This is a genomic window from Streptomyces sp. NPDC018029 (assembly GCF_044327655.1).
GTDB lineage: Bacteria > Actinomycetota > Actinomycetes > Streptomycetales > Streptomycetaceae > Streptomyces.
The window spans coordinates 128,609-141,209 of record NZ_JBIRFV010000018.1; the positions used below are offsets into that span (position 1 = coordinate 128,609).

A 12,601-nucleotide genomic window follows, 5' to 3' on the forward strand; every position below is an offset into this window, starting at 1 on the left:
TGGTGAGACGACGTCAGAAGGCTGCGTTGTAGATGAGGCCCGCGAGGGCGCCGCCGATCAGCGGTCCGGCCACGGGAACCCAGGCGTAGCTCCAGTCGGACGTTCCCTTGTTGGGGATCGGCAGGAAGGTGTGCACGATGCGCGGACCGAGGTCGCGCGCCGGGTTGATGGCGTAGCCCGTGGGGCCGCCGAGGGAGAGGCCGATGCCGACGACCAGGAAGGCAACGATCAGTGTCTGCGTGCCGGATTCGCCGAGTCCCTCGGTGAGCCCGAAGGCCAGGATGGGCAGCACCAGGGCGACGGTCGCGATGACCTCGGTGATGATGTTGGCGACGGGGTTCCGGATCTCCGGGATGGTGGAGAAGATGCCGAGCGTCGGCGTCGGTTCGTGCGCGCTGGTCACCTTGTCCTTGACGCTTCGCGTGACGTTGGCGTTGAACTGCGCGAGGTACACGAGATAGGCGAGGACGGCGCCGAGCATCGCGCCCACCATCTGCCCGAGGACATAGACCCAGGTCTTGTCCCACTCGCCGGTGTCGATCGCGATGCCGAGCGTGACGGCCGGATTGAGGTGACCGCCGGAGAGCGGGCCCGCGGTGTACGCGCCGGCGAGCACGCCGAAGCCCCATCCGAAGGCGATGACGACCCACCCGGAGGCCTTCGCCTTCGAATGGCTGAGCGTGACGGCGGCGCATACGCCGGCGCCGAGAAGAATCAGGATCGCGGTGCCGATGACCTCACCGACGAAGATGTCCCCGTTCGAGTACATGGCGGCTCCTAGGCCCTGGTCCGGGGCGGTGCGCCCCGGTCCTCCGTGCAGGGTGCGTTCTCACGACCGCTGCCTGGATACGCCCGGCTGACGCAGCCGGCGGCAGAGGTCTCCCGAACCCCGCCCGGCGTCCATGGCGAGCGTGCCGTCGCAGTCGAATCGCCCATGGGGGATGACCTGGTGAACAGGCCCTTTGTGCAGACCCTTCGCGCGCGCAGACGCTCTGAACGCGTGGAGCCGAAGTGCGGCGACGCCGACTGACACCCGGAAGTGTTCACCGATGGTGATGGAGCGTCAAGGTCGCGGACGGCAACGGTTAACCGGCGTGTGGGCTTCCTCCACGGCGCCCGTGGTGAGCGACCGGCAGACCCCGCGGACGGGCTCAGAGCACCGCTAGGATCGGCAGGCTCAGGTCACCGCGACGACCGGCGAACTCAGGGGCCACCGCTACGACCGACCCGTCAGCGCACCGCCACCACCGACGACCCGTGTCCGAACAGCCCCTGGTTCGCGGTCACTCCTACACGCGCCCCCTCGACCTGCCGCGCCCCGGCGGCCCCGCGCAGCTGCCAGGTCACTTCGCAGACCTGGGCGATGGCCTGGGCGGGCACCGCCTCCCCGAAGGAGGCGAGTCCTCCGCTGGTGTTCACGGGCACGCGCCCACCCGGCGCCGTCACCCCGTCGCGCAACAGCTTGGCGCCCTCGCCCTCGCCGCACAGCCCCAGGTCCTCGTACCACTGCAGTTCCAGGGCGGTCGACAGGTCGTAGACCTCCGCCAGCGATATGTCCTCGGGGCCTATGCCCGCTTCTTCGTACGCGGCCCGGGCGATGGACGCGCGGAACGTCCCGTCGGCGGGGCTCACGACCGCCGCCGAGTCCGTGGCGATGTCCGGCAGGTCGAGCACCGTCGTCGGATACGTCGGCGTGACCGTGGACACCGCGCGGATGCGCACCGGATCCGCCGCCCCGTGCCGCCGCGCGAACTGCATGCTGGACAGCACCAGGGCCGCGGCGCCGTCCGAGGTGGCGCAGATGTCGAGCAGCCGCAGCGGGTCGGCCACGACGGCGGAGGCGGCGACCTCCTCGGCGGTGACGGCCTTGCGGTAGCGCGCGTTCTCATTGAGCGCGCCCGCTGCCGCGTTCTTCACCTTGACCTGCGCGAAGTCCTCCAGGGTGTCGCCGTGCACGGCCATCCGGCGGCGTGCGTACAGGCCGAAGTAGGCGGGGTTCGTCGCCCCGAGAACCCGGAACCGCAGCCAGTCGGGATCGTCCGGCCGGTCCCCGCCGGCGGGCCGGAAGAACCCCTTGGGGGCCGCGTCGGCGCCGACCACCAGCACCACGTCGGCCATGCCCGCCAGGATCTGTGTGCGCGCCGCGTTGATGGCCTGGGCGCCGGACGCGCACGCCGCGTACACACTCGCCACGCGCGCGCCCTGCCAACCGAGCGCCTTGGCGAACGTGGCCCCCGCCACGTAACCGGGATAGCCGCCGCGCACCGTGTCCGCCCCGACGACGGAACCCACGTCCCGCCAGTCGATCCCGGCGTCCGCGAGCGCCGCGCGCGCCGCCGCCACTCCGTACTCGACGAAGCCGCGCCCCCATTTGCCCCAGGGATGCATGCCCGCGCCGAGCACCGCCACCTCTCCGGTCATGCGCCCACCCCCACGGGCCGCCAGTGCCAGGTCGTCCACGACGTCGTCCCGTCGTCCTCGTTCAGCACCCCGGGGACGACCTCGACCTCCATGCCGACCTCCAGGTCGGCGACGGAGACCCCGGGAACCGACTGCCCGAGCACCACCATGCGCTCGGCCGCCAGCTCCACAGCGATCAACGTGTAGGGCTGCCAGGGAAGTTCCGGGTCGGAGACGTAGGGCGCGGGCGGCCGGTAGCGGCCGTCGGTGTACGACCAGACGCGCCCGCGCCGCGACAGCGGCACCTCGGCCAGCTCCCCGCTCCCGCAGCCGGGGTTGCGGCAGAAGCCGTCCTCGCGAGGGAAGAAGACGCAGGCACAGGAAGAGCAACGCGTGCCCAGAAGGCGGAAGTCCTCGCCCTCCCCGGCGAACCAGTTGGCCACTACGGGTGTGCGCGTACGCGACAAGGCTCCTCCAGGCACTGGATCTGACGGAACGTCAGAAGTGTGCCATGGGGTGCCCGTCGGCGCTACGTCCCCTGCAGCGACCTCCGCGAGACGGGGAAGTCGAAGTACGTGTCGGGGAACGGCTCCGGCTTGTACGTGAAGTGCCACCACTCTTCAGGGAGGTTGACGAAGCCCTGCTTGCCCAGGGTGTTCCGCAGCAGATCGCGGTTGGCCCGCTGCTTTCCCTTGATGCGCGGATCGTCCGTGTGCGACAGCGTGTCGAAGCAGTCGAACCCCGTCCCCATGTCCACCGAGTTGTCGGGGAAGCGCTCGCTCCGCGGACCGAAGCAGGGCGTCAGGGGCTCTCCGGGGACGTACGGGCGGGTCGGCAGGGCAGGCAGCCGCACCACCGTCAGATCCACCGTCGAACCACGGCTGTGCCCGGACTTCTTGGCGATGTAACCGTCCGCGAACAGCCGCGACTTGTCGACATGGGGATAGAACTCCGCCTTCATGCGCTCGTCGGAGAGATCCTCGGCCCAGCGCACGAAGTGGTCGACGGCTCGCTGCGGCCGGTAACAGTCGTACACCTTCAGGGAGTAGCCCTTGCGCAGGAGAGTGCGCTGCGCCTTGTGGAGTGCCTTCGCAGCCGGCTCGGTGAGGATGCACATCGGCTTCCGATAGCCGTCGATGGGCTCCCCGACGAAGTTGTGCGGGGTGAAGTAGCGCATCTCCTGGATGATCGTCGGGTCGACGTCGCGCAGCGCGACGAACTCCTCCGGAGCCTTCGGTTCAGGCTTGGCCTGCGCGGGCGAAGGAGCGGCTGCCACGGCCAGCAGAGCGGCGGCGCCGACGGCGAGATTCCGCAGAGCGGGGACAATTCCTGTCATGCCCCTGCGTCTATCAGGGTCTCCGCCACCCGCGAAAGACCGACGCATCGGGGATCGGATACAGTCCGCGGCGTGTCCGCATCCCCACACACCACCAACTCCGTTCCGGGCTCCCACTGTTCGAGCTGTGGAGCGTCCTACGAAGACCAGCCCTCCGGCTGGCCCCGCACCTGTGCCGCCTGCGGCACAGTGGCCTACCGCAACCCGCTGCCCGTGGCGGTCGCCGTCCAGCCCGCGTACGACACACAGGGCACCGGCCTGGTCGTCGTGACCCGCACCATCGCCCCCGCGCTCGGTGGCCTCGCCCTGCCCGGCGGCTTCATCGACGACAGGGAGGACTGGCGCGACGCGGTCGTGCGCGAGCTGAAGGAAGAGACCGGCATCGGCGCGGAGAGCCGTGACGTCCGTCTGGCCGACGCCATGAGCGCCCCCGACGGATACCTCCTGCTCTTCGGCCTCCTCCCCGCACGACCCGTCTCCGACCTGCCGGCGCCCGCGCCGACCGACGAGACCGAGGGCTGGGACCTGCTGCGCCGCCCCGGCGAGCTCGCCTTCCCGCTGCACACGCTGGCGGCACGCGCGTGGTTCGAGGGCCGCTACTGACCAGGAGCTCCCGGCCCGCAGCCGCCGCCCACTCCCGTCACACACTGCCCCTCAGCCATCGAGTCCCCGTACCCGCACCGGACGCCCCGGTGCGGGCCCGTCCTCGCCCCCGTCACGCTCGACGACCACGCGCCCCGCGCTCCACCGCGTCGTGAACCGCTCCAGCTCCGCCTCCGCCCAGCCGTCACCCGCGTCCACCACCACGACACCACCACCGGTACGCCCCTCGGCAGGCGCCCAGACCTCCAGCTCCAAGTCGCCGTCGGCGCCGCGCACGGGCACCACCGTGCCCGCGCGCGCGAACACCGGCACGCGCGCCAACGGAGCGTCCACCAGCACCTTCCCTGGCCCCTCGTACGCCCTGCCCGTCGCCGTGTCGTACCAGCGCCCCGCCGGCAACCGCACCGACCGCCGCAACGCACCGCACTCCAGCACCGGCGCCACCAGCAGGGAATCCCCGAGCAGGAACGCGTCCTCACAGTCCCGCAACGCCCGGTCCTCGGGGTTCCCCCACCACAGGGGCCGCACATAGGGAGCCCCCGTACGCCGCGCGAGATGGGCGAGCGTCACGAAGTACGGCAACAGCCGCCTGCGCTCGACGAGCACCTCGCGCGCGTGCCCCAGCACTTCCTCACCGAACTCCCACGGTTCACGCCGCCCGGCCCCGATCGCCGCGTGCGTACGGAACAGCGGCAGATAGGCCCCCAACTGGAACCACCGCAGATACAGCTCCGGCGACGGACTGCCGCCAAAACCACCCACGTCAGGCCCCGAGTACGGCACACCGCACAACCCGAGCCCCAGCACCAGCGCCAACGAAGCCCGCAACCCCGGCCAGTCCGAGGACACGTCTCCGGACCACGTCCCTCCGTAGCGCTGCATCCCCGCCCAGCCGGAACGCGAGAACAAGAAGGGCCGCTCCTCGGGATGCAGCACACGCAGCGCCTCGTACCCGGCACGGGCCATCCCCAGGCCGTACACGTTGTGGGCCTCCCTGTGGTCACCACCACGCCCCTCCAGGGAGTGCCGCGCCGACCGGGGCAGCGTCGTCTCACCGAACGCCGCGAACGACACCGGCTCGTTCATGTCGTGCCAGAAGCCCGCGAAGCCCTGCTCCAGACGCTCTTCGTAGAGCGTGCCCCACCACTCACGCGCGCGCGGGTCGGTGAAATCCGGATACACCGCCTCTCCGGGCCACACGACACCGCGCACCGGCCGCCCCGCGACGTCCCGCACGAACACATCGGCCGCCACCCCGCTGTCGTACACCTCGACACCCCGCTCGGACTTCACCGCGGGATCGATGATCGAGACGAGCCGGATCCCGTCCCTGCGCAACTCCTCGGCGAACTGCGGCAGTTTGGGAAAGCGCTCCTTGTCGACGGTGAAGACCTGGTGGGCTTCGTAGTGGTCGATGTCCAGATGGACGGCGTCCAACGGCAGCCCGCGCTCCTGATACCCGGCGACGATCCGCCGCACCTCCTGCTCACTGCCGAAACCCCACCGCGCGTGATGATGCCCGAGCGCCCACGAGGGCGGCAGCGCGGGCGGGCCGGTGAGCGACGCCCACGCGTGCATCACGCGCGCGGGCGTGCCGACCATGACCCAGCACCGCAGCGGCCCGCCACTCATCCGCACCTCGCACGCACCGGCCCGGTCATGACCGGACCCGTCACCCTCCACCCCCTCGCGCACCGAGACATCGCCCTCCCACGTGTTGTCGTGGAAGACCAGATGCGTGGCGGCATCCGCCACCACCATCTGCACCGGCATGGTGATGTACAGCGGATCGTCATCCGGCCCGAAGGAGCCGCCCGGGTCGGTGTTCCACAGCCGGTACGTCCCGTTCCGCAGCCGTGGCCCGCGGGACCGCCCGCCCAGACCGAAGAACCGCGCGTCCGCCGCCACCTCCGACCGCTGCACCCAGCGCGCCGCACCCCCCTCGGCCGGCTCCCACCAGCGCGGCGGGAGATCACGCCGCAGCATCACACCACCCGGCGTGCGCAGCTCCACCGCACCGTGCCGCGAGACGACGACCGTCGCCCGCTCCGACACGACCCGCCAGCCGCCCTCCTTGTCGGGCTCGAGCACGGCCCGCGGGTCCGGCTCGGGGCTCCCGCACGACAACGCGTACGACGGCTCGGGCTCCGCCCCGTCCCAGCCCAGGAAGACCGCTCCGCCGACCGTCACCCGCACCCGCAGCTCGGAGCGGGCGAACCGCACCACACCACCGCCCGGCTCCGGCTCCATCCCCGTCACGGCCCCCGGCACCCGCGCACGCTCCGCACCCCGGGGCGCCAGCCCCGTCGCGTCCGCCCGCCACCTGCGCCACGAGGAGCGCACCGTGCGCAACCCCCGCGCCGTGCCGACCATGCCGACCGCCTTCACCGAACGCACCAGGTCACGACCGTTCATGCTGCTCACCCTGCCACCGAAGAAGCCGTGTGCGGGCCGCGTTCAACTGCCGTTCACCTGGGGCTACGCCACATGTCCGACGGGGCACCCTTGTGCGGCAGACCCTGGTGCGGAAGTCGATCACGTGGCATCGTCCCTTGCAGCCGTGTTCACGCGCACACCCAGCACGTGCGCACCCCACACGCATACGACGCGTACAGTCCGGGAGCCGCCCCATGACGTCCTCAGCGAACCCTGTGCCGCTCTGGCAGCCGAGCCCCGAGAGGATCGCCGAAGCGCAGGTCACCCAGTTCCAGGCCTGGGCGGCCGAGCGCTACGGAGCTCCGGCCGAGGGGGGTTACGAAGCGCTGCACCGCTGGTCGGTGACCGAGCTCGAGACGTTCTGGAAAGCCGTCACCGACTGGTTCGACGTCCGCTTCACCACCCCCTACGCGCGCGTGCTGGGCGACCGCGCCATGCCCGGCGCCGAGTGGTTCCCCGGAGCGACCCTCAACTACGCCGAGCACGCACTCCGCGCCGCCGAGGACCCCACGCGCGCGGACACCCCCGCCCTCCTCCACGTCGACGAGAGCCACGACCCCCAGCCCGTCACCTGGGCCGAGCTCCGCCGCCAAGTCGGCTCCCTCACCGCGGAACTGCGCAATCTGGGTGTACGCCCCGGAGACCGCGTCAGCGGCTACCTGCCGAACATCCCGCAGGCCGTCGTCGCCCTCCTGGCCACCGCCGCCGTAGGCGCCGTCTGGACCTCCTGCGCCCCCGACTTCGGCGCCCGCAGCGTCCTCGACCGCTTCCAGCAGGTCGAACCGGTCGTCCTCTTCACCGTCGACGGCTACCGCTACGGCGGCAAGGAGCACGACCGCCGCGACACCGTCGCCGAACTCCGCGCCGAACTGCCCGGCCTCCGCGCCGTCGTCCACATCCCGCTGCTCGGCACCGAAGCCCCCGACGGCGCCCTGGAATGGTCCGCCCTCACCTCGGGGGACACGGCACCCACCTTCGAACAGGTGCCCTTCGACCACCCCCTGTGGGTGCTCTACTCCTCCGGCACCACCGGCCTGCCCAAGGCGATCGTCCAGTCCCAGGGCGGCATCCTCGTCGAACATCTCAAGCAGCTCGGCCTCCACTGCGACCTCGGCCCCGACGACCGCTTCTTCTGGTACACGTCGACCGGCTGGATGATGTGGAACTTCCTCGTCTCCGGTCTCCTCACGGGCACCACGATCGTCCTGTACGACGGCAGCCCCGGCCACCCCGACACCGGCGCCCAGTGGCGCATCGCCGAGCGCACCGGAGCCACCCTCTTCGGCACCTCCGCCGCATACGTCATGGCCTGCCGCAAGGCCGACGTCCACCCCGCCAGGGACTTCGACCTCTCCCGCGTCACCTGCGTCGCCACCACCGGCTCCCCGCTGCCCCCCGACGGCTTCCGCTGGCTGCACGACGAATTCGCCGACACCCCGGGCGGCCTGTGGACGGCATCGGTCAGCGGCGGCACGGACGTCTGCTCCTGTTTCGCCGGCGCCGTCCCCACCCTCCCCGTCCACATCGGAGAGCTCCAGGCGCCCTGCCTCGGCACGGACCTGCAGTCCTGGGACCCCCAGGGCAAGCCACTCACCGACGAGGTCGGCGAACTCGTCGTCACCAACCCCATGCCGTCCATGCCCATCCACTTCTGGAACGACCCGGACGGCACCCGCTACCACGACAGCTACTTCGACACGTACCCCGGCGCCTGGCGCCACGGCGACTGGATCACCCTCACCTCACGCGGCTCGGTCGTCATCCACGGCCGCTCCGACTCCACACTCAACCGCCAGGGCGTCCGCATGGGGTCGGCCGACATCTACGAAGCCGTCGAGCGGCTGCCGGAAATCCGCGAATCCCTCGTCATCGGCGTCGAACAGCCCGACGGCGGCTACTGGATGCCCCTCTTCGTCCACCTCGCCGAAGGCGCCACCCTCGACGACGCCCTGCGCGACCGCATCAAGCGGACCATCCGCGAGCAGCTCTCACCCCGCCACGTCCCGGACGAGGTCATCGAGGTCCCCGCCGTCCCGCACACCCTCACCGGCAAGCGCATCGAGGTCCCGGTCAAACGCCTCCTCCAGGGGACACCTCTGGACAAGGCGGTCAATCCCGGCTCCGTCGACCGCATCGAACTCCTCGACTTCTACGCCGACCTGGCCCGCAAGCGCGCCTGACGAAAGCGCCTTCCCGCAGCTCAGCGGCCGTTGTCAGTGCCCCTCGTTACTGTGAGTGAGCATTGATCGACCGTACGCAGGGGGAAAATCATGGCGCACACCCGACACGACACGATGCGACGCGCACTGCGCCGCGAAGTCGCCGGAACCATCGGCCTGCTGGCCGACGAGACGGACTTCGCGGCCATGCGCCGCTACCGCAGCTTCACCTTCGACGACCACGAGACCTACCTCCAGCAGGTCGAAGCCCTCCTCAAAACCCTCGCGGCCCAGGGCAGCCACACCACCATCGCGCTCTTCGACCCCCAGGAGTACGAGGAGTACTGCGCGGAGACCGGCCGCGACCCGGACACCCCGGACAGCCGCACCCGTTTCACCGCCGAACTGGCCGCAGGCGGCCCCACCGTTCCGTACGAGGGCCAGCCCCTCGCCGACCTCGTCCCCGACCTCGTCGACGAGGCGGTCCGCCGGGCCACCTGGGAGTACGCGACAGTGCAGCTCGCCCGCGCCGGCACCTGCGCCACCTGCGGCGAGGACATCGGACGAGCCGCCTTCGCCCGAGCCTCCGAACTGATCACGCGGGCCCTCGACACCTCCAGCCCCGGCACCCGGCACCTCGTGTGCAGCGTCCCCGCCCACCCCGAAACCCTCCTCGCCGCGCTGCACATCGAGGTCGAGGCCGACGGCCGCGCCCTGCTCGACGACCAAGAGGCCCTGGAGTTCGCCACCGTCCTGGCCGTCGGCATCGCCACCCACCGCGCCGTCGGCATGGTGCTGCGCTCCAGCGCCGAAGGCACCCGCGACCGCGTCCAGGGCTGGCGCATGCACGGCGGCCGCCTCCAGCCCCTCAACGCGGCCGAAGTCTTCGACGCGTACTGCACCGACGCCATCTCGGGGGAACTGGTCTCCCCGGAATCCGGCGTCGACTACTGCGCCGCCCCCGAACTCGAACCGGACGCTCCGGAAGGGGGACACACGCACTGAACGCCCGAGGGGCGCCCCACCGACCGGTGGAGCGCCCCTCGGGGTCGCGATCAGAATGCCGCAAGCGGGCTACTCGCCCGACAGCACCGCCTGCGCGGCCTTGCGAGCCTCTTCGGCGCTGTCCGCGGCACGCGCCGCCGACGCGGCACGCTCGCACTGCGCCAGCGTGTACTTGGCGAGCGTCGCACGCACGTAAGGAATGGACGCCGCACCCATCGACAGAGAGGTGACACCCAGACCGGTCAGCACACACGCGAGCAGCGGGTCCGAAGCGGCCTCGCCGCACACGCCACAGCTCTTGCCCTCGGCACTCGCCGCCTCGGCGGACATCGCCACCAGGTCGAGCAGCGCGGGCTGCCACGGGTCCTGCAGCCGGGACACTGCGCCCACCTGACGGTCGGCGGCGAAGGCGTACTGAGCGAGGTCGTTGGTGCCCAGCGACAGGAACTCGACCTCCTGCAGGATCGAGCGCGCCCGCAGCGCGGCCGACGGAATCTCGACCATCGCGCCGAACTTCGCCTGCAGCCCCGCCTCACGGCACGCGTCCGCGAAGGCCTTGGCGTCGGTGCGGTCCGCCACCATCGGGGCCATGACCTCGAGGTAGACGGGCAGCCCCTCGGCGGCCTTGGCGAGCGCCGTCAGCTGCGTCCGCAGCACCTCGGGGTGGTCGAGCAGCGTCCGCAGCCCTCGCACACCGAGCGCGGGGTTCGGCTCGTCGCCCGGCGTCAGGAAGTCGAGCGGCTTGTCGGCGCCCGCGTCCAGCACACGCACGACGACCCGGCCCTCGGGGAAGGCCTCGAGCACCTTGCGGTACGCCTCGACCTGCTTCTCCTCGGACGGCGCCTTCGTGCTGTCGTCCAGGAACAGGAACTCGGTACGGAACAGGCCGACGCCCTCGGCCCCCGCCTCGACCGCGGCCGGCACGTCGGCGGGACCGCCGACATTGGCGAGGAGCGGCACCTTGTGCCCGTCGGACGTCGCACCCGGACCGGTCGACGCGGTCAGCGCGGCCTTGCGCTCGGCGGCGGCGGCCGACAGCTGCGCGCGCTTCTCCTCGCTCGGGTCCACGAAGATCTCACCGGTGCTGCCGTCCACGGCGACGACGGTGCCCTCGGCGAGCTCACCGGCGCCGGGCAGCGCCACGACGGCCGGCACGCCGAGCGCCCGCGCGAGGATCGCGCTGTGGCTCGTGGGACCGCCCTCTTCCGTGACGAAGCCGAGCACCAGAGCCGGGTCGAGCAGCGCGGTGTCGGCGGGAGCCAGGTCACGCGCGATCAGTACGTACGGCTGGTCGCTGTCCGGAACGCCCGGCATCGGAACGCCGAGCAGGCGCGCGACGATACGATTCCGCACGTCGTCGAGGTCCGCCACGCGACCGGCCATGTACTCACCGGCACCGGCCAGCAGTTCGCGGTAGTGGGAGAACGCGTCGTAGACGGCACGCTCGGCCGTGCTGCCGACGGTGATGCGCCGGTCGACGTCGGACATGAGCTCCGGGTCCTGGGCGATCATGGCCTGCGCCTCGAGCACCGCCTGGGCCTCGCCGCCCGCCAGATTGCCGCGCGCATTCAGGTCGGCCGCCACAGCTTCCACGGCCTGGCGAGCGCGCCCCTGTTCGCGCTCTGCCTCCTCCGCGGGAATCTGCTTGGCCGGCGGCTCGAGCACAGCCGTACCCATGTGCCGAACCTCGCCGATCGCCACACCGTGGCTGACACCGACGCCTCGCAGCGTTGTCTCCATTTCACCCGTCTCTGGTAGTGCGACGGGCCCAGCCGTCGCGGTGGTTGTCGTGCCTGCCGTCAGTGACGGCGATGACGTCACTTCCAGCTGAAGAGCGCGTCGCCGGCCTTCACGTCGCCGGCCTCGACGAGGTCGGCGAGGGACTCGGCCGTGGCCTCGAGCGCCACGATCGGGCACACCGGGGACTTGCCGGCCGCCTCGACGGCGGACGGGTTCCAGCGGACCACGGCCTGGCCGCGCTGCACGGTGTCGCCCTTGTTGACGAGCAGCTCGAAGCCCTCACCATTGAGCTGGACAGTGTCGATGCCCAGGTGCGTCAGCACGCCGTGACCCTGGTCGTCGACCACCACGAACGCGTGGGGGTGGAGAGAGACGACGATGCCGTCCACGGGAGAGACGGCCTCGGAAGGCTCACGCACGGGATCGATAGCCGTGCCAGGCCCGACCATCGCGCCTGAGAACACGGGATCCGGTACAGCAGAGAGCCCAATGGCGCGTCCTGCAAGCGGGGACGAAACGCTGGTCATGGCAAGCCTCCCAGGGGGTGGAGATTCATAGCCGTCGTCACTACCTGTCCGGGACGACGCGCTGTTCAGAAGGGTAAGTCATAGGAAGTCCCGGTTCCGCATGAGTGGTCCCGGTTGACGGACGTAGAGGCAGCGCACGAACGATTTGCGCCCGGCCCGATGCCCGATGTACAGTCGTACTCCTGCCTGAGGCCGTGGGACGCAAGCGTCCGGCCCCGGCGGCATCCTTCACATCAGATCCTATCCCTGGGATCGGTTCCGCATGTTCGCGGTGACCGTGGTCAGAGAGACGAATGAGACCTGATAAAGTCGGAACCGCCGGAAAGGGAAACGCGAAAGCCGAAAGGCCGGAGCGGGAACCGGAAAGGCACCGAGGAAATCGGACACGAAAGAGT

10 protein-coding genes are annotated in these 12,601 nt (G+C 70.9%); 3 read left to right on the plus strand and 7 right to left on the minus strand.

The genetic code is table 11. From position 1 onward, the window contains the following. Nucleotides 1-13: 13 nt before the first annotated feature. From ACH4D5_RS37820 to ACH4D5_RS37835, 4 genes are all read right to left on the minus strand, one after another. Nucleotides 14-769, minus strand: a complete 756-nt coding sequence (locus ACH4D5_RS37820; protein WP_398312423.1) for an MIP/aquaporin family protein — start codon at nucleotides 767-769, stop codon at nucleotides 14-16. A 461-nt stretch (nucleotides 770-1,230) separates the two neighbouring features. Next, entirely contained in the window at nucleotides 1,231-2,421 is a 1,191-nt protein-coding gene (locus ACH4D5_RS37825; RefSeq protein WP_398312426.1) for a lipid-transfer protein, read from the minus strand. Next, on the minus strand, nucleotides 2,418-2,867 hold the full coding sequence (locus ACH4D5_RS37830) for a Zn-ribbon domain-containing OB-fold protein (RefSeq protein ID WP_398312429.1): 450 nt from the start codon (nucleotides 2,865-2,867) through the stop codon (nucleotides 2,418-2,420). Before ACH4D5_RS37830 ends, ACH4D5_RS37825 begins: the two co-directional genes overlap by 4 nt. Before the next feature lie 62 nt (nucleotides 2,868-2,929). Beyond that, on the minus strand, nucleotides 2,930-3,736 hold the full coding sequence (locus ACH4D5_RS37835; protein ID WP_398312432.1) for a M15 family metallopeptidase: 807 nt from the start codon (nucleotides 3,734-3,736) through the stop codon (nucleotides 2,930-2,932). A 72-nt stretch (nucleotides 3,737-3,808) separates the two neighbouring features. Here ACH4D5_RS37835 and ACH4D5_RS37840 point away from each other — a divergent pair, with 72 nt between their 5' ends. Further along, on the plus strand, nucleotides 3,809-4,339 hold the full coding sequence (locus tag ACH4D5_RS37840; protein WP_398312435.1) for an NUDIX domain-containing protein: 531 nt from the start codon (nucleotides 3,809-3,811) through the stop codon (nucleotides 4,337-4,339). Nucleotides 4,340-4,390: 51 nt separating this feature from the next. Here the strand turns inward: ACH4D5_RS37840 and ACH4D5_RS37845 are convergent, their stop codons facing one another. Beyond that, nucleotides 4,391-6,754 (minus strand): glycoside hydrolase family 31 protein, encoded by a 2,364-nt coding sequence (locus ACH4D5_RS37845; protein ID WP_398312438.1) that lies wholly within the window; start codon nucleotides 6,752-6,754, stop codon nucleotides 4,391-4,393. Between the two features lie 215 nt (nucleotides 6,755-6,969). Here ACH4D5_RS37845 and ACH4D5_RS37850 point away from each other — a divergent pair, with 215 nt between their 5' ends. Beyond that, nucleotides 6,970-8,955, plus strand: a complete 1,986-nt coding sequence (locus ACH4D5_RS37850) for an acetoacetate--CoA ligase (protein ID WP_398312441.1) — start codon at nucleotides 6,970-6,972, stop codon at nucleotides 8,953-8,955. A gap of 90 nt (nucleotides 8,956-9,045) precedes the next feature. Continuing rightward, nucleotides 9,046-9,939: a hypothetical protein gene (locus ACH4D5_RS37855; RefSeq protein ID WP_398312444.1), complete on the plus strand. Its 894-nt coding sequence runs from the start codon at nucleotides 9,046-9,048 to the stop codon at nucleotides 9,937-9,939. Between the two features lie 69 nt (nucleotides 9,940-10,008). On the opposite strand, the gene ptsP is transcribed toward ACH4D5_RS37855, so the two are convergent. Beyond that, entirely contained in the window at nucleotides 10,009-11,679 is a 1,671-nt protein-coding gene (gene ptsP, locus ACH4D5_RS37860; protein WP_398312447.1) for a phosphoenolpyruvate--protein phosphotransferase, read from the minus strand. 77 nt (nucleotides 11,680-11,756) lie between these two features. Further along, a complete protein-coding gene (locus ACH4D5_RS37865) occupies nucleotides 11,757-12,206 on the minus strand; it encodes a PTS glucose transporter subunit IIA (RefSeq protein ID WP_398312449.1) in 450 nt (149 codons plus the stop codon). Between the last annotated feature and the right edge of the window lie 395 nt (nucleotides 12,207-12,601).

What these genes read in the sequence shown, in the direction of transcription:
- ACH4D5_RS37820 (WP_398312423.1), bottom strand. Translation starts at nt 769, where the DNA reads ATGTACTCGAACGGGGACATCTTCGTCGGTGAGGTCATCGGCACCGCG.
- ACH4D5_RS37825 (WP_398312426.1), bottom strand. Translation starts at nt 2,421, where the DNA reads ATGACCGGAGAGGTGGCGGTGCTCGGCGCGGGCATGCATCCCTGGGGC.
- ACH4D5_RS37835 (WP_398312432.1), bottom strand. Translation starts at nt 3,736, where the DNA reads ATGACAGGAATTGTCCCCGCTCTGCGGAATCTCGCCGTCGGCGCCGCC.
- ACH4D5_RS37845 (WP_398312438.1), bottom strand. Translation starts at nt 6,754, where the DNA reads ATGAACGGTCGTGACCTGGTGCGTTCGGTGAAGGCGGTCGGCATGGTC.
- ACH4D5_RS37850 (WP_398312441.1), top strand. Translation starts at nt 6,970, where the DNA reads ATGACGTCCTCAGCGAACCCTGTGCCGCTCTGGCAGCCGAGCCCCGAG.
- ACH4D5_RS37855 (WP_398312444.1), top strand. Translation starts at nt 9,046, where the DNA reads ATGGCGCACACCCGACACGACACGATGCGACGCGCACTGCGCCGCGAA.
- ptsP (WP_398312447.1), bottom strand. Translation starts at nt 11,679, where the DNA reads ATGGAGACAACGCTGCGAGGCGTCGGTGTCAGCCACGGTGTGGCGATC.
- ACH4D5_RS37865 (WP_398312449.1), bottom strand. Translation starts at nt 12,206, where the DNA reads ATGACCAGCGTTTCGTCCCCGCTTGCAGGACGCGCCATTGGGCTCTCT.